Here is a 26,163-nt window from a genome sequence, read left to right as displayed (position 1 = left end):
AATTAAGATGGAGTACGCAATTATAGCTGCCGGTGAAGGGCAGCGATTAAAGAAGGAAGGATTTAAAAAAGCAAAGCCTTTGTTGCCTTTGTTAGGTGTTCCGATGATCGAGAGACTGATCAATATTTTTGCAGCGCAGGGGGCCAGATCTGTTTTCATTATTATCAACGGAAAGAATAAAGAATTACATAAGTTTTTGGTCAAACATGAATTTAAAATTCCTATTCATTTGTTGATCAAAGATACCGTGAGTTCCTTACATAGTTTTGTTGCTCTGCAAGAAGCATTTCCCCATTGGGATTCCTGCTGTCTTACAACAACAGACACGGTGTTTGAACCGGATACCTTTGGCCAATATGTAGAGGCATTTCAACAGGGAGATATGGACGGATTATTTGCTGTTACTCCTTTTGTTGATGACGAAAGCCCTTTATATGTGACCGTAAATAGCGATAATAGAATTGTTTGTTTTTCAGATAACAAATATCCGCAGGCAGCATTCGTATCGGGTGGTATTTATTGTTTACGAAAGAAGGCCATGCAGGCTGCTGTTGAATCCTTAGCAGCAGGCAATCAGCGCATGCGAAATTATCAGCGATTCCTTATCGATAAAGGATTTATGATCAAAGCGTATCCTTTTGCCAAAATTATTGATGTGGATCATCTACATGACAGGGAGACGGCTGAATATTTTTTAATGGAGCAAAAGAGCCAATCATGAGAGTATACGCAATACTAAGGAAAAATGATTTCTCGCCAAATCATGTTAATAATGATACAGCAATTTTTCAAGCAGTAATCGGATTACTGGAAAAAGAAGGTGTCAATATCACCCAGGTAACAGAAGATGATTTTCTTTCTCTGAAAGGTTATCAAAAAGAACCCATTATCACAATGGGAAGATCCAAAGCATTAGTGCGTTATTTGCAAGAGCTGGAGCGTAATGGCGTTTTGATTATCAACTCATCATTTGGAATCCAGAGCTGCTATCGGACTATTATGACCGAAAAACTGTTAGAAAATGATGTGCCTTATCCAGCGAGTGTAGTTGTTAATACCCACGATGATATAGGAGACCTGTTTGATCATTATGGCTTACCGGGTATATGGATAAAAAGAGGCGATTTTCATGCCGTTCATAAGGAAGATGTCAGTTTTGTAAGCACTAAGGACGAAGCAAATAATATATTGGCAGAATATGCTTTGCGTGGTATTGATGACGCTGTCGTATCGCAACATTTATTTGGCGATTTGGTAAAGTTTTATGCAGTCTCTGGAACCGATTTTTTCTATTGGTTTCATCCTTATGATCTAAATCATCATAAATATGCCGCTTATGAGCAAATAAACGGTGCAACAGCACATTACCCTTTTGATAATGAGGCTTTGAAACAGGCAGCGGAACGAGCAGCTGAAGTTTTGGGAGTCACTATCTATGGTGGAGATGCTATCGTCCAAGCTGATGGAAGTTTTCATATTATAGATTTAAACGATTGGCCAAGCTTTGCGCCTTGCAGAGAGCAGGCCGCAGAAGCAATAGCCACTCATATTTTTGGAAAATTTTCTGAATTTATAGATCGGATGATCTTTAATGAAGAAGATAAAGATGATCGGAATTATGTCTAAATCAGAACATACATTATTTGAACAGTCACTCAAATCGAATGACACAGAAGAGCGAATCGATATTTGGTTCTACAGGCCCATAGGTTACCGTATCGCTAAGTTTTGTGCCCGAATAGGAGTGACACCCAATGCCGTGACGATCACCAGTATATTTTTTGGTGTAGGAGCCGGGATTCTGTTTTATTACGGTGATTTATGGATCAATATCATCGGCATGCTATTATTGGTATTTGCCAATTCTTTAGACAGTGCAGATGGACAGTTGGCCAGGATGACTGACAATAAAAGTCGGTTTGGAAGAATTTTAGATGGATTTGCAGGTGATTTCTGGTTTGCGGCCATTCATATTGCTTTATGTTTACGCTGTATGAATGAAGGTTGGTCTGCCTGGATTTGGGTACCAGGTGTTTTAGCTGGAGTATCCCATGTATTTCAATCAGCAATGGCTGACTATTATCGCAATGTCCATTTGTATTTTATAAAGGGAAAAGCAGGTAGTGAACTAGATAATTCGAAAGAGCTTCAGGCAGAGTTGGACAAAATGAGCTGGAAGAAAGACTTCTTTCAAAAATTCGTACTGAACGGTTATAAGAATTATACCACCATGCAGGAGAATTTTTCACCAAAACTGCAACAGTTATTGCAGATGGTTAAGAACAAGTATGCCGACCAGATGCCAGCATCATTTGTCAACGCATTTCGTATCCGTAACCGTCCATTGATGAAGTATACCAATATCGTACAGTTTAATACACGCGTACTGTTTTTGTTTCTATGGATCTTTATTGATCAGGTCTGGTTATATTTCTTTTTTGACATGTTTATTTTAAATCCGATACTGATCTATATGTGTAAAAGACAGGAGCAAGTAAGTGCTCATTTCATCGATCAATTAGCGACAAATCAATATGATGAAAAACATATATAAGCTTATTTTCTTGATCATTGGAATAGCTACACTTGCTTATATGATTTTCAGTATTGGTCCAGTAAATATTTGGAACAATCTGTTGCAGACCGGGTGGTGGTTTGTGCCCATATTGCTAAGTTGGTTGGTGATCTATGTAATGAATGCTTTTGCTTTTAAATCAATCATTGAAGAACCGAACGTTCCTGAAACGAAACTGCCCTTTATCAAAATTCTACAGTTGACAGTAAGTGGCTACAGCATTAATTATGTTACACCCTTTGTCGCTTTAGGCGGCGAACCTTACCGGATCATGGAATTGAAACCACATTTGGGAGAAGCAAAAGCGAGCTCCTCGGTGTTGCTGTACGGTATGGTGCATATTTTATCGCATATTGTTTTTTGGCTGGTTTCCATCTTTTTGATTCTAGCAGTAGTGCCCTTAAGTGCGAGCATGCTGATCGTCTGTTTATTTATTTTATTCTTTGGACTCGGTATTTTTTGGTCCTTTTCAAAAATTTATAAACGAGGATTTACAGTCACTATCGTACGCTTTTTTCAAAAGATTCCATTTGTAGGTAAGTACGCTCGTACATTTTATGAAGAAAAAAAAACAGTACTCGAACATGTTGATCAGCAGATCCAAGATTTATATACACAGCGTAGACCACAATTTTTTGTAGCACTCTTTTGGGAATTTTTCGCTCGGGTTGTCGGTTGTGCCGAACTTTATTTTATTGGAGTAGCACTGGGACTCGATATGAGTGTGATTCAGGCTTTTATAGTTAGTTCAGGATCTTCGCTTTTCGCTAACCTGATCTTTTTTCTACCTATGCAATTGGGTACACGTGAAGGAGGATTGGCAATGGCAGTCACAAGTATTGGTTTCCCCGCATCGGTAGGTATATTTATGGGATTGGCAACCCGTATTCGTGAAATTATTTGGATTGGTATAGGGTTGATTTGGATGAGTATTGTCCGCAAAGATTATAAATTAAGATGATAAAAATAACAGGTATAAAGGGATTATTATTTGATTACGGCGGAACATTGGATACCAATGGAAGACATTGGGCAGCTGTTTTTTGGGAATATTATCAATTTTATGGAGTAGCGACCGATAAGTCAGGTTTCTACGATGCATATGTATATGCTGAACGAAAAATGGCTACAAATCCTATTATAAAGCCACTTTTTAATTTTAAAGATGTGCTTTTAGCTAAGATAACAGCACAATTTGAATATTTAAATATGACCTCTCAGGTAGATAGTGTCGGATTGCAAATTGTTAATGCCTGCAATAAACTAGTAGAAGATTGCCTTGATCACGTTAGGCCATTACTTGATACTTTATCGAAACAATATAAAATGGTGATGGTATCTAATTTTTATGGAAATCTGGAACATGTTTTAGATGATTATCAGTTGCTGCATTATTTTGAGGCCGTTGTCGAATCTGCACGAGTTGGAGTACGTAAGCCTAACCCTGAAATCTATACTTTAGGTGTTTCAGCTTTAGGTATACCTGCAAATGCCTGCCTGGTGATTGGAGATTCCTATACCAAAGATATGGAACCGGGAAAAGTGAACGGTTGTCAAACACTTTGGTTGAATGGAGAAGGTTGGGAGGAACAACCGCTTCACTCAGCTTCATCAGCAGACTATACCATAACAGATATAGCACAACTGAAGGAATTCTTGGTATAATTCCTTCAGTTGTATTTTGGAAATCTCCTTCACTGTTGGCTTTCTTGATTTCCGCCGACAGTGATTGGAGATTTTTATTTCGCTATTATTTTAGTGCTGGTAAAGGATTGAATCCTTCGGCACGAATTGACCAATTTCCATCCTTAGGGAATCCAGGATTTTTTGAGGATGAACCATCCCAACCACCGGCCATCATGGCAATTGCAGTTAGTAATCCACCATTTGATGGAAAATAGGGAAATGGACCACCTGTGGCTAAACCATGCTGGTCAAATTGAAAATTATTACTAGGGTGTAGTAGCAAATCGATCGCCAGTTCCGGATAGCCACAACGAGCAGCAGCCATAGCTAGCATGGGAAAGTCCCATCCCCATGTGCGATCAAAGTTCCAGGTTTCCAACACTTTTTTAAGTGTGCGTTTGAACGTTTCTGGATCTACACCATCTCCAGGAAGCATACCATAAGTACCAATTAGTCCAGGGTGTTCATAATTATATTTTTCCCACATGTCTGGTATATTTTCATAAGTTTCATATAAGCCATTTTTTTGAGGTAGGGGGGCGAGTTTATCCTGTACATTTTTCCATTTTTTATTTATTGGCATGCCAAGTCGCTCGCGCCACTGTTGTGCTAAGCGTAGTCCAGTACGCCAATAGCTTAATTCAAATGTCGGGTTTTTGGTTACTAATGGATCAGAATTTTCCGATACTAAGTATAGAGGAGGACCTAAATCAAATTGATTTTTTGTTTTGTCATGCGAAGCATAATCTGCCATAAAATCTGCAGTTGCAAATACCACATCTCTCCATTTCGTTAATGTTTCCTTGTTCGTATGCAATCGGTAATCGAGTTCGGCAAAATAAATGGGATGGGGTTGTTGCCATACAAGTGTCGCATGAATTAAGTCTGGCCATTCTCGATCGATATCACCAGTACACTTGGGCCAGCGTACTCCTTGATATCCTTGATTGAGTGCCCTTTCTGTTGATGTTTTTAAAAAATTTTGATATGTCGAAAGACTTTTATCCCACAATGCCCATCTGTTCCAGAGCGCATAATGTACGCCATGCCACCAAATCATTTCAAAATGGAAACGACCAAACCAGCCATTATTGACCAGACCACTTTCTTGTGGAGGTAAAGAGCCCGACTCATTCAGTCGCATCAGGTATTGCGATAATACAATTCTCCGTTCCAACTCTTTCCATCGCTGATCTTTGCTCTCAGATAGATCGATAGCAGCTCCAGAATTCCAGAATGCTTTCCATGATTTTTCACTTTCATCAAAAAGGTTTGAAGTGATGGGTATCTGAATATCGTTAGTTTGATTTGAATAGAAACAAGTGAAGGAAAGTTTTGCTGTATCTTTGGGTATAAGTTCAAAACGATGCATTTGTTTTGTCTTTATCATCTGAGCATCAGTCGCCCATTTAATGGAAGCGCTATAATGTGTGCTATTCATTGTACGGTCTATACGTACAGAATTTTTTTCTAAATTATGAAGTGTGGAGGTATGTTGATCACCGCCATCATATACACCTAGGTAATTCTCATATCCCTGTTCTATGGCATAAGGAAATGCAAAGAAAACGGCAAGTTGCCCCTTCCCGATAAGTGCACTTTCAATCGATACCCCAATTGCATCGCTATCGGGGTGACAAGCTGTTTTAACATGGACTGGTACACCTTCAAATACAAAACTGCTGCTAATGATTCCTGTCCAGAGATCAACTTTTTGATGGGGATGTGAAATATCATTCTGATTTGCCAGTTTACCATCATTTCGAATTAGTTTGAAACCTATACGTCCTAAATTGAAACGATGCGGATTTGCTGCAAGCCAGTTGGATAGTTGTTCCTGTTTTGGATTTGGAAGATCGTAAGGAACATCTTTGCCATTGGTTTTGAGAGTAGTCTTTTTGAAGTCACTTTCCTTCATACCTTGTGGTAAAGGACTACTGTGCCAACTCCAGTTTGATAAAGTGTTAAATGGTACAAATGTTTGTAAACCGGTAATATCCACTGCAAAAGCAAATTCACCATTACCAACCTGTGCTGGACTCAACAGATCAAGTTTGTTGGTTACAATCCGATGTCTATCTACTACTGCTTTTCGATCAATAGCAATTTGTCCAGAGGTTTGATGTAGAAAAAAAGGTATACATAGTAAGCAAAAGAAGAATCTTTTCATTATAATCGGTTTTGGACAATAAGATAAGGAATAAAACCCATTCCATTGTTAATCCAGTATGAATAAAAGGCTGTAATTGCCAATTTTTATAAGTATGTATGTACAATCTAGTATTTATCCTTGCATATGTACGTACAAAGTTTTATTATTGTATTATAGATGAGACGCGTGATGCATATTAAGTGTAGTTAAATTTTAATTATACCTGCATGGCATCGATTGAAAAATCGATATTTATTTTAAATCTTGTCAAATAATTACCTTTTAAACCAGTGATGATTGTGTCTATTTTTAATTAAATATTGTCGTTATGATCCCATTTTTGAATTGGATCAGAAAGCAGATGTTTTTTTAAGAATAACCAATAAACTAAACAGTATGAATAAACGAAATAAATTTTTAGTAGCAACAGGATTATTTTTTCTTGCTTTTGGACAGGAGGCCTTAGCACAGCAAAATGTAATTTGGCAATTGGGTAAACCTGATGGTTCGAGTGCAGAATTTGCATTAGCACCAGGAGATTATAAGAATTTTTTGGCTCATGATATGGGATATGAAGACAGACAGGTAATCATTGGTCAAAGCCAGCTAAATACGGAATTTCCCTATGTTCTTCCAGGGCCCGCAAACGAGTGGGGGGGTACAGGGCCTACTTCAGGTTTACGGACTCATTTCCTTAATTTCTATTACGCTTTGGATAAAGCATCTGGCAATGAGCCTTATGTATTGGAAGTAGACCTTGTGAATTCGGATCCTAAAAATCATCCAACCTTGCAGCTATCTATTAATGGTCGAAATTATAATTATGATATTACTAATGGAGCCGGTACAGGACAACCTGGAGTTGGAGCTTTGGGGAAGAAGAAGCTTATTATAAAACCTGATCCGTCTGTAATTCGCGCAGGATATAACCATATCACTTTAACCGTTTTGAAAGGTGGATGGGTTGAATTTGATTCTTTTCGTTTGCTGGGGCCGGCAAATTCCAAATTGATCACAAATTATGATGCTTTGGTAAAGCAGATCAAGGTTGCTGATTTCGAATCTAATGGTCCTAAAGGACGTGTGCAGAATCTTTTGGTAGAGGTGCTTCGTCTAAAAAATGCCCAGCGTATCCGGGTTCTTATAGATGGTAAATCTGTCTATCAAGGAAGTTTAGACAAGGGCTTATCCATGCTCGAAGTTCCCCTTGATCCCGTAAAAAAACGAAAGCAAAGTATATGTAAAATTTACATCAATGATAAATTAACAGATCGTTTGCAGGTGACACGAGAACCGAAAAGACTTGGAGGTGCCTCCGACTATGTTAATACCATGATTGGTACAGCTCATTCGCGATGGATGATTGCTCCGGGACCCTGGATGCCATTTAGTATGGTGAAAATCAGTCCTGATAATCAAAATATTGGTTGGCAGGCAGGTTATGAACCCTCAATAGAATCGATCGGTTCCTTTAGTCATATCCATGAATGGACAATGGGAGGGTTAGGAACCTTTCCGACATCAGGAAAACTGCAGGTTAAGGTCGGAGATCAATACGACCCCGAATCAGGATATCGCTCACAGATTGATAAGACAACCGAACGTGCTCCATTAGGATCCTATCACGTCAATTTGACCGATCACGATATCGATGTGGACATAACACAGACAACGCGAGCAAGTTTTCAACGTTATACTTTCAACAGATCCGATACAGGCCGGGTGATGATCGACCTCAAAGCTAACGGCGAGTATCCTTACCAGATTTTAGATTATAAACTAAAGAAAGTATCAGACACTAAGATCATTGGGTATAGCAGTCAGCTATCTGAAAATGTGTGGTCTACCGATGCAAAACAAGATTACATTGTTCATTTTGCAATCGAGTTTGATCGTCCCATTATCAACTTCGGAACATGGAAAGGTGACCAGGTCAGTTCTGGCCAAGATGGCGAAGGTAAGCAGGTGACAGAAGCCGGCATGTTTGTTGAATTTGATGTCAGGAAACAAAAAACAGTTCAATTGCGCACAGGCATATCCTATGTTAGTATCGAAAATGCCGAAGAGAATTTGCATCAGGAAATCACCCAACCTTTTCAATGGTCTTTCGATCAGGTTGTAGCACATCAACACGATGTCTGGAATGAATTGCTCGACCGCTTGGAAATCACCTCCGACGATTATTTGGAGAAAGAGAAATTCTACACCAATATGTACCGTGCACTTGCCAGTAGAAACACATTTAGCGATATTAACGGGCAATGGCGAGATTCACGTGAAGTAGTTCGTACACTCACGAACAAGAATGATCTGGCACTTGGATGTGACGCATTCTGGAATACCTTTTGGAATCTGAATCAATTTTGGAATCTGGTGACTCCTGAATGGTCAAACAAATGGGTTAAATCACAATTAGCGATGTACGATGCCGACGGCTGGTTAGCTAAAGGACCAGCAGGAATGGAGTATATACCAGTGATGGTTGCAGAACATGAAATTCCGCTGATTGTCGGAGCATATCAGATGGGAATTCGTGATTATGATGTAGAAAAGGCTTTTACAGCAGTTAAGAAAATGCAGATGACCAGCCCGCTGAAATTTGAAGGCGGATTTGCGGGCAATAGAGATCTAGATGTGTATTTAAAATATAAATATGTACCATCAGATCTGGGTCGTTTTTCCAATAGTTTAGAATATAGCTATGATGACTGGACGGTAGGTCAATTTGCCAAATCATTAAACAAAACTGACGATTATGCATATTTTAATGACCGGGGAACCTGGTGGAAAAATGCAATCGATCCATCAACCGGCTATGCCCGGATGAAAGATTCAAAAGGCGAATGGTTAAAAGACTTTGATCCATTCAAATCTGGAGCAAACCATCATTACGTAGAAGGTAATGCATGGCAATTAACCTTCTTTGTCCCTCAGGATCTACCTGGGCTTTCCAAATGGATCGGTGAAGATGTGCTGTTAAAGCGATTGGAATGGGGATTTGGAGAAAGTGAAAAATGGCGTTATAATGGGCCAAATGATCAATACTGGGATTACCCCGTTGTACAAGGTAATCAACAATCGATGCATTTTGCCTATATTTTTAATTACATGAACAAACCTTGGCTCACGCAAAAATATAGCCGTTCTATCGCCGAAAGGTATTATGGACAAGGCATTTCCAATGCCTATCTCGGTGATGAAGACCAAGGACAGATGAGTGCATGGTATATCATGACTGCAATCGGTTTATTCCAGATGGATGGAGGTACGCGAAGCAATCCGGTATATGAAATTGGAAGTCCCATGTTCAAACAGATCAAAATTAAACTGGATAACCGATACGGTAGAGGAAAGCAATTCGTGATCAAAGCCAATAACAGCAGCAAACAGAATATCTACGTGCAGGCCGCAACCCTGAATGGAAAGAAACTTGATACATTTTATTTTGATGCTTCCGAGCTTCTGAAAGGAGGAGAGCTTGTCCTAGAAATGGGGTCTGAACCAAATAAACAGTGGGGGCTTATGCATCATTAAACCATTGATTCAGGTAGGTTATGTATAACCATCATTAAAAAGCTCATCTGTATTTTATTGCAGATGAGCTTTTTAATGATGTGTTCATCCAATATATGGGATGCTATCATCAGCTACTATGCCGATAGGTAGCGCTTTTGCGTCATCTCTCGCTAAATCTGCAACATCGTTTAATGCTTTCAATCGATCAGCTTCATCAAAATTTTCAAGAGGTCCAATAAAACTACTTTGAATCGAAGTGATACCACAGTATTCCAGAATACCATTTTTCAATTGAATCAATCCACTGGATCCATAAACCTCTTTATAAGTTTTTAGGTTTAGATCACCCGCTGTGGTTATGATTCTAGCAGTCTTGTTTTGAAGTAAGCCCACATTTAGACCCTGTTTAGACTTGCCAAATGTAATGCCGGGTAGAAATGCTCGGTCAAAAAAACCTTTCATCAGAGCAGGCATGCCGAGCCACCAGAGTGGATGAATCCATACCTGATGCTCACCCCATTGAATGGTTTGCAGCGCTTGGAGCAGATCGGGCTCCAGTTCCATTCTCTGCCTATAGCCAAATTGTAAATTAGGATTAAAGTCCAAGTCGGCAAGAGCAATATAACGTACGTCAGCACCTGATTCTTTCGCCGCTTTGATATAAGCATTTGCCAGAGCACTATTGAAACTTAATTTATCCGGATGCCCGTTGATAACAACTATTTTTTTCATTTTTTCTGATTGATAATTTTCTTAAACAGTTCGATTTGCTGTGCATAAAAGGTTTCCGATAATAGACAAGGAAAAAAATCAAAGGCATGTACTGCACCTTTTATTTCCAATAATTCGACCGAAGTGCCAGCTAAACATAATTTTTCTGCGTACAATTTTCCTTCATCTTTTAAAGGATCAAATTCACAGACAACGATGGTCGCATGGGGTAAATGATGAAAATTAAATTCACGCAATGGCACCCCATATTTGGGGACATGGGTTCTGCCGTTCCATAAATAATGCTTCCACATCCATGTAGCCGCTATTTTTGTTTGCATCGGTGCTTTTGCTAAACTGTCCATCGATGGACTCTTCAACGTATCGCACATAGGAGGATAAAGTAAATATTGATGTTGGATCATCTTATTCTTTTTATCCCGGGCTAGGTGAGTAATCGATGCAGCGATTGTCGCACCTGCACTGCTGCCACCGATAATGATTATATTTTTATTTCCGTCCAGTTTGCTCACATTTTCATAGAGCCATAATAAGGTATCGTAGCCGTCTTCAATAGCTGCAGGAAAAGGATATTCTGGAGCTAATCGATAATCGACAGAAACGATAAGCATACCCACTTCAAGTGCTAATTCAAAGAGTATAAAATCATACTGCTCCGGAGTTCCATATATAAATGCGCCACCATGAAAATATAACAATACCGGTAAATCTTGCTTAGCTTTTGGTTTGTAGATTCTCAAACGTATCGGTTCTTCAGACTGAGAAGATGGAATTAGCATATTTTCAACAAGTAATTGCTCTGGTATAATCAAAGGCTCTTCGTTTAAAGACAAACGTAGTTCTTCCGCTCTGATTTTTGTAGGATCGTTTTGTAGCAGATATTCATATTTTATTTTACTGTAAGGACTAGCAGCAATAGCCTCTAATAATTCTGGATCTATATTCCCCAACATGATTTCAAATTGCTTTAAAATTGTACAACCACTTTACCTACCGTTCTCCCAGATTCAATTTGCAGATGCGCTTCTCTCATCTGATCAAAATTGAAAACATGTGAGATATGAGGTTTCAGAATACCCGTTTCTAATAAATGCGCAATTTGTTGCATAGCCGCTCCATCACTATAGACAGACATAAAAAAGCAGGCGTGAAGATTTTTTTCACGAGCTTTTAACTCATCATCTTTCGTATGTCCCGATGGCAGGGCTACGATAGTGCCAAAAGGTTTTAAAACCTGAACTGATTTTTGAAAATTAGCACCCCCCAGTGACTCCAGTACAAAATCGACATTCGAAAGGACCTGTTCAAATTCCGTTGAGTTGTAATCAATATGTTCATCAGCCCCTATGTTGAGCAAGAAATCACGATTCTGTACCGATGATGTCGCGATGACATAAGCGCCCATATATTTTGCTATCTGTACTGCGAAATGACCAACGCCACCAGATGCGGCATGGACCAATACGACATCATGAGTGCGCAGTTTTCCATATGTGGTAAATGCTTGCCACGCTGTTAATGCAGCCAAAGTGCTGGCAGCAGCTTCAATATGACTGATCCGATTAGGTTTTAAGGCAAGATGCGATTCTGGTGCCGCAACAAATTCAGCATAAGCACGTCCATGTCCGACGAAATTGACCATTCCAAATACTTCATCACCAATCCCAAATTTTTTAACCAAACTTCCAACCTCTATTACCACTCCAGAAACATCCCATCCCAAGATCAATGGATCATACCTGATTAAATCTTCTGCAAGAGGAGCTTGTCTACTGCGGACCTTAACATCCACAGGATTGACACCAATTGCTTTTACTTCAATCAGTACTTCATCCGGTTTTAATATAGGCTTTTCAATATCCTTATAAATCAGATTTTCTACCCCGCCAAATTTTTCTAACACAATTGCCTTCATATCTTAATTTTTATTAGCAAAAATAGACTGAAAAAGGAGGTAAAAACAGGTACAATTAAGTGTTATTTGGGTACCTTTGCATCATGGCAAGAGAAAATATCTATCAATCCTTAGAAGTTTTTTACGAACAAGTTTCAGTATGTCCTTTACGTGATCGACAGTTTAATTTCTTTGAACTCGTATATGTTATCTCCGGCAACGGAAAACACGGTGTCAATGGTAATAAATTTGATTATTTTCAAGGAGACTTATTTCTTTTGACACCACATGATTGTCATGAATTTGATCTCGATGGAATGAATGAGTTTCTGGTCGTACGCTTTGGCGAAAACTACATAAAAGAATATCAATGGAAAAGCATCGACCATATAGAATGCTTATTATACAATGCCTCTCATTTGTCGGGATCTGTGCTCGTCAATAAGGAAGACAAGCAGATGGTCAGCTTGCTGATGCAAAATCTTCAACAGGCATGCGAAGAGCATGGGCATTATAATGAAGATTTGAGAAGACATCTGGTCAATGCCATTCTTGTCATAGCAGCAAGGAATATTGCGATTGTTAAACCAGAGCATATTTCACAGACTGCAGATACACGCATACTGCAATTATTGGATTATATACAGGAAAATATACGGCAACCCGAATTTTTAAAAATAGGAGTAATGGCCGAAAAATTTGGACTATCTTCCACTTATCTCGGAAGCTATTTTCGTAAACAATGTCATGAATCTATACAACAGTATATCTCTTCGTATCGGATCCGCTTAATAGAACATCGATTAAGGTTTAGTGATAAAAGAGTTCATGAGATTGCACATGAATTTGGATTTGCGGATGAAAGTCATATTAATAAATTTTTTAAACGCCATCATGGACTGAGTTTAAAAAAATATAGAGAGAAAACGGCTGGATAACAAACCAGAAGCAGATATTTGAAGGTAAGCTTATTGATTAAGAAAGAACTGAGTATGAAGTGTATTAAATTTACGGTGTCCTAATATACTAGTTCGTTATTTTTTCACTTGAAATCATTTTTAAAATAGGGTTATCTTGACTATAAGGATTATTGACCAATGTAATTGAGTCAGCCGCATTAACTAAAAATTCAAAACTATATTTATCATCATTCGTTACAAACTGCCATAGCGTGGTGTCATTCTCACCTCGTAACGTATATCTTTTACCTTGTGCTACGAACAATTTTTTATTCCTGTTATCATAGATACTGATAGAGAACTGTCCATCACCACTATATTCTTGATTTAGAACGATTAATGTGTATTGAGAAGATGAAGCAGCTTTTCCTTCATAAGTACGGATCAATACTTTTCCCAAAGTAGAATCAGTTTTAACCGGTTGTATGGCGGTTAAATTGCCGATTATTGAACTATCTGTTACTTTGGATAAGCTATCAGTTGTCTTTTTATCGTTTACTTTAGTCGTTTGATTTGTACATCCCAAGGAGATTATACTTAAGAAAAGAATGGTATTTCGTATAGTCATCTGTTTACGGAATTAATCTTATAAATAGTCTCTATTTGCGTTCTTTAAGGTATTTTATTTTTTTAAGTACTTCTCACAAGGCACTTTCGAGCACGCTCTACACTTTATAAATATAACAAATTAATCCGAAAATAGGATGTATGTCTTGATCTTCAATTGATCAGGATTTAAATCTTTATAGGAATATTTTACTCTTTTCTCCAGATACTCAATACATCCTGCCAATTGCTCATTTTCTTTTTTCATTCCAATTAATTTGAGCATTTTCGATCCATAAACCAAATAGAAATGAAAAGAACACTTTTATTATTGCTGCTACTTTTATTTTTTAAAACCTGGGCACAGGACCAGCAGGGGAATGACTACTTTTTCGGAGATAATTTTCATTTTCATGGTTTTTCAACAGATAAGCGGATGATGGTACGCAATGATATCGTCTATGTCAAATCAGCTAAATATCTATGGCATGTCTATGGTAATTTTGATAATAAAGTAAAATTACCTGGAGCTGGCCTGAATAATGTTCCCAATTCCCCAATATTGCTCGGTATAAAATTGAGCCCTAAACTTAAAAACTATTTTACGGCACCTGTTCAAAACATATCCAAAGTCTACTATAGTTATATTGTACCCGATAGTTCCGATGCTATCATTGTCGCTATGGGGATTAATAAAGATAATTATAAGGATTATGTCTACCGGGTCGTAGAGCATGATAGCATCGAACTAGTTCCCTGGTCTCCGATACCTAAATTGTCAATGGAGTATGGAGCCAAAGTCCCTTATGGTGCTATAGGCACTTTTAATTATCCCGGAAAACAGATCCTTGTAGAGGTCAGGCATAAGAAGAATTACGGCATCAGAGATGGTTATATCATTGACTGGCGTAAAAATAATCGCCCCGTACTGAAGCAGCTGGTAGCAAGAGGATCAGGAGAATACGGGTATTTCAATGTATTAAACGACTCTTTGAATAAGGGGCAGGTTCAATCCTATGATAAGCATACTGGAGTTCCGGTAGGATGGACCTTTCAGAAAGATAGTATTACTGAATTTGATCTAGAATTTGAGAAGCATGAGACCGTTCCATATTCCATTCATTTAATTAAAAATAGCAATGGTCAGGTGGATACACTTCGTCTGGAGTGGTGGACACAGTTAGACAAGTTTACCATTTCAAATCAATATTTGAATGAAGTAGGTCAGTATGAACTGCTGGTGCATAAAACCGGAGATCTTTCGGAATATAAAGATAGCGAGATCTTGCGCATTTCCTATCGAATAGTGCCGACAGCAATAAAGACCACACAAGCGGTGTGGCCTATCATATGGCCCTATCTTTTAGCCGGCTCAATTATGGTATGCGCTGGATTCTTCATGATGAGGTCTCGAAGTCAGAGAAAGATCAAACAAGTACAGCAGCAAAAGCAGGCGGTTACACTACAGATCAAGAATATTCAGGCACAGTTAAATCCCCATTTTATGTTCAATGCCATCAATTCCATTCAAAATTTGATTCAAAAGAATGATTTGATCGGAACCAATCATTACCTAAGTAAATTTGCATCGGTTACTCGCGCAACATTAGAAAATGCAGAAAAAGAAATGAATCCACTAAGTGAAGAATTACAATTATTGGACGATTATTTACAAATGGAACAGTTAAGATTTGGTTTTCATTATCAGATTGAAAATAAAATTTCTGTTCATGCAGATCTCATTGAAATACCAACTATGTTATTACAGCCTATTGTTGAGAATGCCGTAAAACATGGTATCGCTATATTAGGAAATACAGGTATGATCAGTATTATCATTGATCAGCTCGGACAGACCATGCGTATTTGTGTCGAAGATAATGGAGCCGGATTTGATTATACGGTTGAAAATAATGAAAGTGGATATGGTCTTCGATTGAGCAAAGAACGTCTAAATTTACTTAATAAGCTTTATCCAGAAAATACATTTCATATTGAGATTAAGACTACTAACAATAAAACTCAGGTCTGTATCCTGATTTCTAACTGGATTTCTAAAAATTAATCAGATGATCAGATATGTAATTATAGACGATGAGGTAAACAACATCGAAATATTAAGTTCTTATTTAGATAAGTATAGGGATAATCTACAGTTGGTCGGTACAGCTACCCATGCTGACGAAGGTGTTTTACTGATAAAAAATACACAACCGGAGTTAATTTTTCTAGATATTCAAATGCCTCAAAAAAATGGTTTTGATCTGTTACAGGAAATAGGAGAGCGTAGTTTTGAAGTGATTTTTGTAACGGCTTATGATAAATTTGGAATTCGGGCTGTTAAGTTTTCAGCATTGGATTATCTGCTCAAACCATTGAATATACAAGAGTTGGAAGAAGCATTGTATAAAGCCGTTGAAAAAATTAGGCAGAAGAAATACAATGCCAATCTGGAGAACTTAATCCAGAATCTCAATAACAAGCAACATGATGAAGATAAAATTGCTTTAAGTACTGGAAGAGAAACCCGGTATATTGCCGTTGCTCAAATTGTTCGATGTCGTGCAGATGATAATTATACCGAGATCTACCTGTCGGAGGGAGAACCAATTGTGATCAGTAAGACCCTTAAAGAATACGATGAAATGTTAAGTCAATATGGATTTATAAGAACACATCAGAGCCATCTCATAAATCCGAAGCATGTGTTGGGGTATACCAAAGGAGATAATCCGGCAGTTCATATGCAACATAATTTTTTGGTACCGATTGCCAGACAGAAAAAAGAATATGTATATCAAATTTTAAACCAGATTATAAAACCATGAAAACTCTTATTATTTACTTTTTTAGCATCGTTTTTCCAATAGCTTTATTTGCTCAGGGAAAAAGTCATCCAATGCCACTTACAGATGCGGCTTTTGATACACAATCTACTCATCAGGTACAAGCTCAGATAAAGGGAAAAGTGTTACATGCAAGCCCGTCCGATCTCGAAAGAATTACGATTAAATATAGCATCGTGAATGCGGGAAATCCTTTTCAATCAAGTTATACAACTAAAGTAGCTCTAGATGGCACTTTTAGTATTGTCATACCAGATAAATTAATGAATCAGCAAATATGGTTCACGTTTGGAGAATATGCATATATCTGTATCTATTTAAATGAAAAACTGGAGCTCACTTTCGATCTGGACAAATTGAAAAAGAAATTTGTTTACTGGAATGGCGAGGGAGTTACTTTTGGTGGTAAAGATGGTAAAAAAAATGAGGTGATGAATAATTATATATTATTCGATAAAAAACATAATGAAAGTTTTTCAACGAAATTGCAGGATCTAAATAAAAAAGATACAGCATTCTTAACCAATCTAGATAGCTTATTTGCTGTTCAGGATCGTGTTAATCATATGTTCTATACTACATATGGCGATACTTATCAATATTTAGTCGAAAGTGAAACAGCGGCCAGTTATTATGAAGATAAATTGAAATATTTACTTGAAAACAATATTCAAGTAAAACAGATAGAAGACTTACTGACTCCTGTTTACGCGATATCAAATAACTCACGCACATATATACAATTTTTGAATTATTATGTAAGATCCTCTTTTAAAACTACCGGTCAAAAATATAGTCCTGTCAATCTTGCTAATTACTGCGATAGCATACTACCGGCAGCTTACGCAGATTTAATCAAGTTACAGCTAGAAGATAGAGATGTTAAACTTCAGCGTGATCTTTATAAACAATTAGCTCCGACCCTGCATTTCAAGTGGTCTACCGAGTATGTACGATCTCAGATTGCCATGTTGGACAGTAAGATTGAGAAAATTGATTCAATCAACCAGGCATCAACTGTTAAAGAAAATGTCAAAGAAAATGTTGCATCAACGCTTGGAAAACACATATTAAAAACCGGATCTGGAGCATTACTTTATATCGATGAACATCAATCTGGGGCTGATTTTTTGCGAGATTTGAAATCTACATTTCCAAATAAACTTGTTGTAATTGATTTTTGGGCAACCTGGTGTATCCCATGTATTCAAGCAATGCCTTATAGTAAAGAGCTACATAAACAAGCAAAAGAAGCTGATTTACCAATTGAATTTGTCTATATCTGCACATCATCCAGTTCAAGTGAAGAGAAATGGAAAAATAAAGTGCTTGAAATAGAGCAGCCCGGTATTCATGTATTTGTTAATGAAAAGGTGACAAGCGAAGCGATGAATTTATTTAATAAAGGTGGTTTTCCTTCGTATATTATGCTAAAACCTGATGGAAGCTATGATTCCGAAACGATTACCAGTATGCAGGGATTATCGTTAGATATGTTGAAAGCACAACTCTGATTCAGAGATCATGATGAATAGGATGATCATGTAATTCAGACCATTTATTATTATCTTTTGTGTTAATAGTTTAAAATGCCTTTACTCTTCGTATCTTTGTCCCATAAATATAATAACATGCCAAGAGAAACAAAAAGAGGGCTATATCAAGGAATAATTGAGCAAGACGAAAAGGGTAATTACTTTTGTGGGCCATATTTATTGGACTATCAGTTAGTAGAACTTCATTTTAGATTAGGAGATAAAGTAAGCCTTAAAAAAGTAATTGGTAATACCAGTAGAAAAAGTTTTGATGATTATCCTCAAAAATCAATCAAGTTCTCGCTAGCTGGAGAAGACCATGATGAAGATTAGTCATTAAATTATACAGATCAGCTGCGATATTCAATGTTGATCTGTATCTTAAATCTTTTCCTCATCATAATCCTTATCTACACCATATCAGTATGAGTTATGGGAATTTTTTAACATCGCTTGGATATTCTGGGCACTTCTGTGATCTCGGTCTATGTTAGCCATATTTAAGAGTTTTCTTGCTTTTGAAAGAGACTTGGGTAAGTGAATTCCTTCCAAATACAATTTTGCCAATATATAATTAGCCTCTTCAAATTCGTAGGCGGAATAATACTTTTCTAACCTTAAAATAGATTTATAATAACAAATTGCCCTTTTAATGTCCTGCTTGGTTCCAATTCCATAATAATAACACGTTCCTATTTCTAATGCACAATATTTACCCATATTGTCCGCTAGATGATAAAACTCAAATGCTTTTTTATATTTCCCATTCGTAGTATACAAACGAGCTAAATTAAAAGCACCTAAACAGTCATTTGCTTTAATCGCTTCTTTATATAGTTTTTGTGCTAGCGCTTCGTTTTTGTCACAGGCATACCCAACAGATAAATAATTGGCGTAGCTTATCATAGCTTGTTTGCTACCATTCCTATAGGCCGCTTCTGTTAAATCGAATGCTTCTTTTTTATCTTGTTGCAAGATGGGTTCTTCATCAATCCATAATCCATCATCATAATAATTTGCAAGTAAATATTGACTATCTGAATCTCCATGTTGAGATTTATGCATAATTTCTTCCAAATCTTTAAGTGAAAAACGCTTACTTTTGTATCTGTACATGATGTGATGTGTTATAAAACAATTTCAATTTACATAATTCTAAAACACTTTTATAGTACAGCTTTCCGCAATATTTGATTTATAGTCATACACTTTACCCTCAGTTTGAAATCTTTCCCCTATTGATTATTAATTTTTTGTTACTTTATTCTAGAATTCATTGTTTTTAATAACCTTATTATTAACCCTAGTACATACTTTTTTATGTGGTAAATAATTTTGTCATTACAGGATAAATTGTTAACTTCAAAAAATCAATGTTTTCAATGTGTTTAGAAAGTAGACTCAATCAATACTCCACATAAATATGAACTTAAATAAACGCGTAAAATTATTATCATTATCAGTTTCAACTGTTGCATTGTTTTTCAGTACGGCTATTTATGCCCAATCTGATCGTTTGAAAGTACATAAAAAGGTACTGTATAATATGACTTTTCAAATGGATAGTTTAGATACAGCATCTAAAACTACCGAGTTGACAGAGTTGCTGTTATCAGATACGGTTTCTTTATTTAGAACACTTCATAAAGCTGAGCAAGATGCCACGTATGCAGCTTATATTAATAATAAAGTTATCCAACTTTCTGCACCAGTGGTTGTGACAATTGGAAAGATCAATAACCTGAATTATCAAATATTAAAATCTAATACTGGACAGATCAAAGTCTATGATGAATATTCAGGCAGCAATTTAAATCATGTTAAAGAAATAAATTATTATACAGAGCCTGCTACAGCAATGGACAGTTGGAAATTATCTTCAGACACAATTACCATTAAGCAATTTCTTTGTCAAAAAGCTGAAATAGACTTTGGCGGTAGGCATTGGACAGCTTGGTTTTCAACAGAAATTCCAATATCGGATGGGCCTTACAAATTCGGAAAATTACCGGGACTAATTTTAAGATTAGAAGATTCAAGTAAAACATGGAAATTTGAATTTCAGTCTATTCAAAATGTAGACGAGGATATAGAATTAAACAAAAAAGAAAATGTTGAAATTAAAAAAATCAACAAAGATAAGCTGTTCAAAGATAGAAGGTACTATCAAAAAAATATGCTTTCCATAATGGAATCAAATGGCGGAAGTATTGCTGAGGATAGAAAAGCGGCTCAAGAAAGGTTGAATGAGGTGATAAGAAAAGATAATAATTGGATTGAGCTTTAAATTGTATTATAAATTCAATCGACACCTTGTCCAAAAGTTAATAGATTGTTGTCAGGATCGAGCAACGAAAATTCTTTTTGCCCCCACGATTTAATTTCCAGAGGAGCATTTGGATGAATAGCGACATTATTGTCTAAGAACTGCTGATAAACGGTCTCAATATTCTCCGTTCTAATGTAAACCTGGCCATAATTTTCTTTCAGATCAAGTTCTTTAAATTCAAAAAAGTGAATTTCAATACCATCTTTGAAAAGCATTAAATAACCTTCATAGTCGTGGTCGCCGAAAGTTTCAAAACCTAATTGATTGACATAATAGTCTTTTGTTAACGATTTATCGCGCATAGGTAATTTCGGATGTATTGCTGTTAGCATAGTTTTATTCTTTATTTAGCGATGTTAAACCTGTATGTATGACTAGAAAACTTTACGATCATATATACTGTATGTATAAAATTAACGATTTATTTTCGAACAATGATATACAGCCATTAATAATGAGGATGTTAAAAGAATAAAATTAGCGGATTTCAGGGGTGTATTTTTCGGTTTAAAATCTAGATCTTTGGAGAAACGGGTTATCAATGAAGCATATTCTTATTTTTTCACTCTTATTATCAACTGTTTTAGGTCTTTCGCAAACAGTTCAGACTGCAGATGCGATAGGCTTCGGAGGTTCGATGTCTCCATTAGTAAAAGTCAAAAAAGATAGAAAAGAATATTTTTATCATCTGGATGGCAATCATTTCATAGATGATGTGGAAGAACATGATGCAGATCTATTTGTTGTCGTGAAGAAGGGGCATTATGGTGTCTTGAATGATAAGGGAAACATGGTCGTTCCTATCGATTATGATGAAATTGAGCTCGCTACGGAATACGAAGGACAGTGGTATGCAGGAATATCATACGATTACAAATACATCATTTTAAAAAAAGATGGTAAAACCGGAGTCGCTGATGATAAGGGCAACATTATTATTCCCTTACAATTTCAGAATGCCACAGTTATTAATAAAAATAGTATTGGAATTGCCAAAAATAATCTTTGGGGCTGGGCCTCAGCCTCTGATGGTAAATTAGTACATGAGCCTGAATATGAATATATCACAAAATTTTTTTCTGACGAGTATGTGGAGGTTCGCACGGCGGATAAAAGTGGACTTGCTAAAGCTAGCGGGCAAGTTATCATCCCCGTCGAGTATGATGACTATTTAAGGTATATCGTAGGGGGACTGCAGACCTATATTGAGGGAACAAAAAATAAACAGCTTTATTTAATGGATACTACAGGTACGATATTACTTTCAGGAAATACGGACTATAAAGCAATTGAAGGATCAAAACTTTTGATTTTTAAGCAAAAAGACTTGTTTGGAGTTATTGATCCGAATACTCAAAAAGTAATTGTATCGCCAGTATTTGAATCATTGGATCCTTTTATTAGAAATCTGGGAATAGCCAAAAAATCCGGTAAATACGGAGTGGTTGATATGCAGGGAAAAACACTTTTGGATTTTCAATTTGAGGAGATTAGATTTTTAGCGGCAAATGGCCATCATAAATATGCCACCGGCTCCGATGCATTAACCGAGAAAATGTTGGTCAGAAAACCTCCAGAAGATGTCAGATTGAAGTTAATTTATGAGCAACAGATAAACCAGGCACCCTATTTTATAGAAGTCACGAAGGCTGGAAAAAAAGGGCTGTACAGTTGGAACGGAAAAACAATTATCCCATGTGGTAAATACAAGAATATACAATTTCACTATTACAGAGGTAAGTCATTCTTTCTTGTAGACTCCGAACTAAAATCTGGAATTGTGGATGAAACTGGAACCGAACTATTACCAGTTCAATACAGATTTAATGATTCTTATCAATATTCCAAAGAAGCAGTACAAAACGAATTCGATCTCGCGAATCGTTTTATTGTATTCTCAGAAGGAAAAGAAGAAGGAAGTATTGCATTAAAAATTGGATTGTTTGATCTGGATCAAAACGAGATTATTTTTGCAGCGCATGAACAGTATATTACATTACTGAATCACCGTTTCTTTCTACTGCGGAAACTGATTGCCGATTATAATTACGAGTTTTTACTCTATGATATCAAACAACGTAAGCTTCGTAAATTAGGAGCTGATATTACCGATGTACATGTGGTGAATGACAGTTTTTTGCAGATCGAAACGAAAGAAGGTGTTTATCAATTGACCACTTTTGATGGTACGAAGATCTATGCGAACCCTTCATGGAAGGTCGAGGGTAATTATCACCTTATTCGTTTCCTCAATTATAATAAGCATGCTATGATTGGGTTTTATTTTGGGCTGAAAAAAATATATGCGGGAGAAGGAAATCTTTTTATTGATACTTTAGGTCAGGAGAAAAGATTTACGGGCATTGATCAAGTTGATTGTTTTTACGATGGATATGCTGTTGCAGCAAAGAAGATCGAAAACAAAGAAGCCTCTAGTGGATTCAAATACTTGAAAGGAATGATTGATTTGGATGGTAAAACAGTCGTTCCATTTGAGTATGATGAAGTGTATACCGCTGGCGCAGATGCTGAAATGTTAGTTTTTGCTAGAAAAGATAGCCAGATGTTAGTACGACGAGACGGTACGGTTATTTTAGGAGCAGAATACCATGACATAGAGACAAGTAGTGCATATCCTAATTTTACCTTTGCGAAAGCGAACAAGTATGGATTGGCAGATTGGGCTGGTAATATCCTTGTAGCGCCCCTATATGACGATATTCGTAGGAATTATGAAGGAGATCAAAAAACCTGGCCCTTATTGGTAAAAGAGGGTGACTGGTATTACTTCGTTGGGAAAGATGGTCAAAAGTATTCCATAAAAGCAAAAGAATGCTCTTTTTAATCTAAATATAATCGCTTATGACATCATTTTCATCATATTTAAAATACAAGAATTTGAATTTTATACTTACTGCATGCTGTTTTACTGCAACACTTTGTTTTTCACATCCTGCAGCAGCACAAATAAGCAGTTCATATGTTGAAGAAAATCGTATGGCACCCTTTAGAAATGGCTTCGCGAAAATAACAGATAAAGGTCAGGTTTATTATATTAATGTGCATGGGGAGAAAATTGAACTTGCAGAAACTACCCCCGTAAGTTTTAACGATGCGTATTCAGTACAAGATTATCAACGTGAGATTAAAGAGGAAGCAGATTTTCTTCCAAAAAGTGTATTGAAGTATCTGAAAAATGGAAAAATCGGAATTATTTCGCCAAAAGGAGATCTTTTGTTAGCAGTAGACTACGATGATATTGACATCGAATTTCGGCAGTTCTGGAAAGTAAAGCGCAATGGAAAGGTAAGCTTATTTTTAGCTGATAAAACTTTTTTACCTTATTTCGATGATATCGGATATTTAGATGGTGAATATTTTGATGTTAAACAAAATGGAAAATGGTATTTATACAGTAAATCGCAAAATAAAGTAACGACCAGTCAGGGCTATGATGCATTTGATTATTGTGGGGGATGTGGCAATGGTTCAACCTATGTATATGCACAGCAAAATGGTAAGTGGGGAGTCATGGATTGGAGTGAAAAAGTGCTCGTTCCATTTAAATACGAGCATGCACATTGGAATATGCGGAGTGATAAATGGGTGGCTTCCTTTTCAAAAAATGGACAGCCGCTTATCATACATATACCATCAAAAAGAGAGTTTGTTGATGCCAAAATATTAACAGGTGTTTTACTTGTAAAAGAAAATAACAAGTATGGTGTATACGGGCAGGACGGTGATCTGAAAATACCATTTGATTTCGATAATATCGAACTGCCTAACGATAATTCATATTTAGGTTATTATGGAGACTATCTGTTGACCACAAAACAGCATAAAAAAGGAATTTCAGACTTATCAGGGTCAGTTATTATACCAAATGAATATGATGATATAAAAGTATACGACGATTATTTTGTTGTTAAAAAACAGCAAAAGTCTTATCTGATGGATAAGACGCGGAAGGTGCTTTTCGAAATCGAGAATGGAGAAATAACACATGTCAATGATTACTTTTACTCATCCGGCAGTAATAACCTAGCTACTTTTAAGATTAAAAAAGGAGCATATTATGGTTTGTATTTTGCCGGCACAAACACCAGTATTGAACCACAATATTATAAGATTGATCTTTTTAAGTTTAAGAACAACGAACCAAAAGAGCAATATATCATTACCGAGAAAAATAAAATCTCCAGCCTATTTGATCAAGATGGACACCTGTTGTTAAGCGATTTTGAAGGGATTTCCGAACTCTATGATGCGCCGGAAAATCTAATGACATTCATCAAAAATGGACAAATGGGCATTTACGATTTAGATACCAGAAAGGAAATCATTCCACCCGTTTACGATAGTTTTATTATGGGGAAATTCGGGAATAGAAACCTTATAAAAGCAAACAATGTCCGGAAAAAAGATACAGATGATATGGATAATCAGAGTAGTGATCTGTATGATCTTGCAGGAAAAAAGATATTGGAGACAGCTATTCAACGAATAGACACCATAGGAGTTAAATACTGTTTAATAAAAGATATAAAAGGAAAATACCTTTTACTCAATATGGATGACATGGAGCTGCAGGCGTTTGATTATCAATCTGTTTATCCGATCAATAATCCCAATCTTCTATTAGTGTCGAAAAATGACAAAACCGGGGTTCTTTATGATATTAAGGCAAAAAAAGAATTCAAAGGAGCATTTAGTGTAACCTATGTAAAAGAAGGTTATCTGCCAAAGGATCCCGGTAAGGAAACGGTGATCTTGCCCTTTAAAGGTGACATGGCTTTGCTGTACAACGAAAAAGGATATGGCTATATCAACAATACGGGTGAGGTAATCGTCTCACCGAAATATGTTTGGGCATTTGATTTCCGGGGCGATGCCGCTATGGTATGTCAATCTGAAAACTCAGACAGCCGTGCACTGGTTTTTAAAATGGGTTTTATCAATAAAAAGGGAGCATTGATCTTTCCCCTGACATATGATCTCACAAATTCTAGGCTAAACCACGAAGAATCTGTGTTTATTAATAATTCAGTCTTTTTACCAAAAGTAAACGGTTATGAATATTTGTATGGATTGGGAGATCTTACCACAGGAAAAGAGGTGCTACCAATTGAATACACACAGATTCGGGCCCTTCAGAATGGAACTTATTTTCTGCTTCAAAAAAATAAAAAATTTGGCATATCGGATGCTAAAGGAAACATAATAGTGCCAATTGAATTCGAAGAAATCTTATTTGATGCTCCCACCTTTTTCGACTCACCTTTAGATACAAAGCAAAACATCTTCCCGTTGCTGGTTTATCGGGAAGCAGTCTGGAAATATATTGATGAAAAAGGTAATTATCTCAAAATAAAATAAGAGTTTTAGATTTA

General features: G+C 36.7%; 22 protein-coding genes. 14 read left to right on the top strand and 8 right to left on the bottom strand.

Annotation, left to right across the window (positions count from 1 at the left end):
• Window positions 1–7: 7 nt before the first annotated feature.
• The 5 genes from EDF66_RS02600 to EDF66_RS02580 are packed head-to-tail and all read left to right on the top strand — an operon-like array spanning window position 8 to window position 4,240.
• Window positions 8–721, top strand: a complete 714-nt coding sequence (locus EDF66_RS02600; protein WP_132840354.1) for an NDP-sugar synthase — start codon at window positions 8–10, stop codon at window positions 719–721.
• Window positions 718–1,626 (top strand): hypothetical protein, encoded by a 909-nt coding sequence (locus EDF66_RS02595; protein ID WP_132840352.1) that lies wholly within the window; start codon window positions 718–720, stop codon window positions 1,624–1,626. Before EDF66_RS02600 ends, EDF66_RS02595 begins: the two co-directional genes overlap by 4 nt.
• Window positions 1,592–2,554, top strand: coding sequence for a CDP-alcohol phosphatidyltransferase family protein (locus EDF66_RS02590; protein WP_207898405.1), 963 nt, complete (start codon window positions 1,592–1,594; stop codon window positions 2,552–2,554). The genes EDF66_RS02595 and EDF66_RS02590 overlap by 35 nt, the downstream gene beginning before the upstream one ends.
• A complete protein-coding gene (locus EDF66_RS02585; protein WP_132840349.1) occupies window positions 2,535–3,536 on the top strand; it encodes a lysylphosphatidylglycerol synthase transmembrane domain-containing protein in 1,002 nt (333 codons plus the stop codon). Before EDF66_RS02590 ends, EDF66_RS02585 begins: the two co-directional genes overlap by 20 nt.
• A complete protein-coding gene (locus EDF66_RS02580; RefSeq protein WP_132840347.1) occupies window positions 3,533–4,240 on the top strand; it encodes an HAD family hydrolase in 708 nt (235 codons plus the stop codon). The genes EDF66_RS02585 and EDF66_RS02580 overlap by 4 nt, the downstream gene beginning before the upstream one ends.
• Before the next feature lie 85 nt (window positions 4,241–4,325).
• On the opposite strand, the gene EDF66_RS02575 is transcribed toward EDF66_RS02580, so the two are convergent.
• Window positions 4,326–6,431, bottom strand: a complete 2,106-nt coding sequence (locus EDF66_RS02575; RefSeq protein ID WP_132840345.1) for a hypothetical protein — start codon at window positions 6,429–6,431, stop codon at window positions 4,326–4,328.
• A 378-nt stretch (window positions 6,432–6,809) separates the two neighbouring features.
• Here EDF66_RS02575 and EDF66_RS02570 point away from each other — a divergent pair, with 378 nt between their 5' ends.
• Window positions 6,810–9,947: a GH92 family glycosyl hydrolase gene (locus tag EDF66_RS02570; protein ID WP_132840344.1), complete on the top strand. Its 3,138-nt coding sequence runs from the start codon at window positions 6,810–6,812 to the stop codon at window positions 9,945–9,947.
• Between the two features lie 84 nt (window positions 9,948–10,031).
• On the opposite strand, the gene EDF66_RS02565 is transcribed toward EDF66_RS02570, so the two are convergent.
• The 3 genes from EDF66_RS02565 to EDF66_RS02555 are packed head-to-tail and all read right to left on the bottom strand — an operon-like array spanning window position 10,032 to window position 12,576.
• Entirely contained in the window at window positions 10,032–10,661 is a 630-nt protein-coding gene (locus EDF66_RS02565; RefSeq protein WP_132840342.1) for an NAD(P)H-dependent oxidoreductase, read from the bottom strand.
• Window positions 10,658–11,614, bottom strand: coding sequence for an alpha/beta hydrolase (locus EDF66_RS02560; RefSeq protein ID WP_207898403.1), 957 nt, complete (start codon window positions 11,612–11,614; stop codon window positions 10,658–10,660). Before EDF66_RS02560 ends, EDF66_RS02565 begins: the two co-directional genes overlap by 4 nt.
• A gap of 14 nt (window positions 11,615–11,628) precedes the next feature.
• Window positions 11,629–12,576, bottom strand: a complete 948-nt coding sequence (locus EDF66_RS02555; protein WP_132840338.1) for an NADP-dependent oxidoreductase — start codon at window positions 12,574–12,576, stop codon at window positions 11,629–11,631.
• An 83-nt stretch (window positions 12,577–12,659) separates the two neighbouring features.
• On the opposite strand from EDF66_RS02555, the gene EDF66_RS02550 reads away from it, so the two are divergent.
• A complete protein-coding gene (locus tag EDF66_RS02550; protein ID WP_207898401.1) occupies window positions 12,660–13,493 on the top strand; it encodes an AraC family transcriptional regulator in 834 nt (277 codons plus the stop codon).
• A gap of 88 nt (window positions 13,494–13,581) precedes the next feature.
• Here the strand turns inward: EDF66_RS02550 and EDF66_RS02545 are convergent, their stop codons facing one another.
• Together EDF66_RS02545 and EDF66_RS26420 are read right to left on the bottom strand one after the other, a co-directional pair.
• Entirely contained in the window at window positions 13,582–14,082 is a 501-nt protein-coding gene (locus EDF66_RS02545) for a hypothetical protein (RefSeq protein WP_132840336.1), read from the bottom strand.
• A 120-nt stretch (window positions 14,083–14,202) separates the two neighbouring features.
• Window positions 14,203–14,328, bottom strand: a complete 126-nt coding sequence (locus EDF66_RS26420; RefSeq protein WP_259192630.1) for a hypothetical protein — start codon at window positions 14,326–14,328, stop codon at window positions 14,203–14,205.
• 42 nt (window positions 14,329–14,370) lie between these two features.
• On the opposite strand from EDF66_RS26420, the gene EDF66_RS02540 reads away from it, so the two are divergent.
• The 4 genes from EDF66_RS02540 to EDF66_RS02525 all read left to right on the top strand — a co-directional run bounded on the left by EDF66_RS02540 (window position 14,371) and on the right by EDF66_RS02525 (window position 18,774).
• Window positions 14,371–16,125: a sensor histidine kinase gene (locus EDF66_RS02540; RefSeq protein ID WP_132840334.1), complete on the top strand. Its 1,755-nt coding sequence runs from the start codon at window positions 14,371–14,373 to the stop codon at window positions 16,123–16,125.
• A 4-nt stretch (window positions 16,126–16,129) separates the two neighbouring features.
• Window positions 16,130–16,888 (top strand): LytR/AlgR family response regulator transcription factor, encoded by a 759-nt coding sequence (locus tag EDF66_RS02535; RefSeq protein ID WP_132840332.1) that lies wholly within the window; start codon window positions 16,130–16,132, stop codon window positions 16,886–16,888.
• A complete protein-coding gene (locus EDF66_RS02530; protein ID WP_132840330.1) occupies window positions 16,885–18,420 on the top strand; it encodes a TlpA family protein disulfide reductase in 1,536 nt (511 codons plus the stop codon). The genes EDF66_RS02535 and EDF66_RS02530 overlap by 4 nt, the downstream gene beginning before the upstream one ends.
• 117 nt (window positions 18,421–18,537) lie before the next feature.
• Complete coding sequence (locus tag EDF66_RS02525; RefSeq protein WP_132767691.1) at window positions 18,538–18,774, top strand: hypothetical protein; 237 nt, start codon at window positions 18,538–18,540, stop codon at window positions 18,772–18,774.
• Window positions 18,775–18,861: 87 nt separating this feature from the next.
• On the opposite strand, the gene EDF66_RS02520 is transcribed toward EDF66_RS02525, so the two are convergent.
• Window positions 18,862–19,557, bottom strand: a complete 696-nt coding sequence (locus tag EDF66_RS02520; protein WP_132840328.1) for a tetratricopeptide repeat protein — start codon at window positions 19,555–19,557, stop codon at window positions 18,862–18,864.
• Window positions 19,558–19,864: 307 nt separating this feature from the next.
• Between EDF66_RS02520 and EDF66_RS02515 the strand changes: the two genes are divergently transcribed.
• Window positions 19,865–20,728, top strand: a complete 864-nt coding sequence (locus tag EDF66_RS02515; RefSeq protein ID WP_132840327.1) for a GLPGLI family protein — start codon at window positions 19,865–19,867, stop codon at window positions 20,726–20,728.
• Window positions 20,729–20,742: 14 nt separating this feature from the next.
• Here the strand turns inward: EDF66_RS02515 and EDF66_RS02510 are convergent, their stop codons facing one another.
• Window positions 20,743–21,102 carry a bleomycin resistance protein gene (locus EDF66_RS02510; RefSeq protein ID WP_132840325.1) on the bottom strand — a complete coding sequence of 120 codons (360 nt, stop codon included), beginning with the start codon at window positions 21,100–21,102 and terminating at the stop codon, window positions 20,743–20,745.
• A gap of 209 nt (window positions 21,103–21,311) precedes the next feature.
• Here EDF66_RS02510 and EDF66_RS02505 point away from each other — a divergent pair, with 209 nt between their 5' ends.
• Window positions 21,312–23,615: a WG repeat-containing protein gene (locus tag EDF66_RS02505; RefSeq protein WP_132840323.1), complete on the top strand. Its 2,304-nt coding sequence runs from the start codon at window positions 21,312–21,314 to the stop codon at window positions 23,613–23,615.
• A gap of 53 nt (window positions 23,616–23,668) precedes the next feature.
• Entirely contained in the window at window positions 23,669–26,149 is a 2,481-nt protein-coding gene (locus tag EDF66_RS02500; protein WP_165902337.1) for a WG repeat-containing protein, read from the top strand.
• Window positions 26,150–26,163: the final 14 nt, after the last annotated feature.

This window comes from Sphingobacterium sp. JUb20 (assembly GCF_004342035.1).
Taxonomy (GTDB): Bacteria; Bacteroidota; Bacteroidia; order Sphingobacteriales; family Sphingobacteriaceae; genus Sphingobacterium; species Sphingobacterium anhuiense.
This window is presented reverse-complemented; position numbering and strand designations above follow the sequence as displayed.

Coding starts and splice junctions, on each gene's coding strand:
- EDF66_RS02600 (WP_132840354.1), top strand. CDS start 8: ATGGAGTACGCAATTATAGCTGCCGGTGAAGGGCAGCGATTAAAGAAG.
- EDF66_RS02595 (WP_132840352.1), top strand. CDS start 718: ATGAGAGTATACGCAATACTAAGGAAAAATGATTTCTCGCCAAATCAT.
- EDF66_RS02590 (WP_207898405.1), top strand. CDS start 1,592: ATGAAGAAGATAAAGATGATCGGAATTATGTCTAAATCAGAACATACA.
- EDF66_RS02585 (WP_132840349.1), top strand. CDS start 2,535: ATGATGAAAAACATATATAAGCTTATTTTCTTGATCATTGGAATAGCT.
- EDF66_RS02580 (WP_132840347.1), top strand. CDS start 3,533: ATGATAAAAATAACAGGTATAAAGGGATTATTATTTGATTACGGCGGA.
- EDF66_RS02575 (WP_132840345.1), bottom strand. CDS start 6,431: ATGAAAAGATTCTTCTTTTGCTTACTATGTATACCTTTTTTTCTACAT.
- EDF66_RS02570 (WP_132840344.1), top strand. CDS start 6,810: ATGAATAAACGAAATAAATTTTTAGTAGCAACAGGATTATTTTTTCTT.
- EDF66_RS02565 (WP_132840342.1), bottom strand. CDS start 10,661: ATGAAAAAAATAGTTGTTATCAACGGGCATCCGGATAAATTAAGTTTC.
- EDF66_RS02560 (WP_207898403.1), bottom strand. CDS start 11,614: ATGTTGGGGAATATAGATCCAGAATTATTAGAGGCTATTGCTGCTAGT.
- EDF66_RS02555 (WP_132840338.1), bottom strand. CDS start 12,576: ATGAAGGCAATTGTGTTAGAAAAATTTGGCGGGGTAGAAAATCTGATT.
- EDF66_RS02550 (WP_207898401.1), top strand. CDS start 12,660: ATGGCAAGAGAAAATATCTATCAATCCTTAGAAGTTTTTTACGAACAA.
- EDF66_RS02545 (WP_132840336.1), bottom strand. CDS start 14,082: ATGACTATACGAAATACCATTCTTTTCTTAAGTATAATCTCCTTGGGA.
- EDF66_RS26420 (WP_259192630.1), bottom strand. CDS start 14,328: ATGAAAAAAGAAAATGAGCAATTGGCAGGATGTATTGAGTATCTGGAG.
- EDF66_RS02540 (WP_132840334.1), top strand. CDS start 14,371: ATGAAAAGAACACTTTTATTATTGCTGCTACTTTTATTTTTTAAAACC.
- EDF66_RS02535 (WP_132840332.1), top strand. CDS start 16,130: ATGATCAGATATGTAATTATAGACGATGAGGTAAACAACATCGAAATA.
- EDF66_RS02530 (WP_132840330.1), top strand. CDS start 16,885: ATGAAAACTCTTATTATTTACTTTTTTAGCATCGTTTTTCCAATAGCT.
- EDF66_RS02525 (WP_132767691.1), top strand. CDS start 18,538: ATGCCAAGAGAAACAAAAAGAGGGCTATATCAAGGAATAATTGAGCAA.
- EDF66_RS02520 (WP_132840328.1), bottom strand. CDS start 19,557: ATGTACAGATACAAAAGTAAGCGTTTTTCACTTAAAGATTTGGAAGAA.
- EDF66_RS02515 (WP_132840327.1), top strand. CDS start 19,865: ATGAACTTAAATAAACGCGTAAAATTATTATCATTATCAGTTTCAACT.
- EDF66_RS02510 (WP_132840325.1), bottom strand. CDS start 21,102: ATGCTAACAGCAATACATCCGAAATTACCTATGCGCGATAAATCGTTA.
- EDF66_RS02505 (WP_132840323.1), top strand. CDS start 21,312: ATGAAGCATATTCTTATTTTTTCACTCTTATTATCAACTGTTTTAGGT.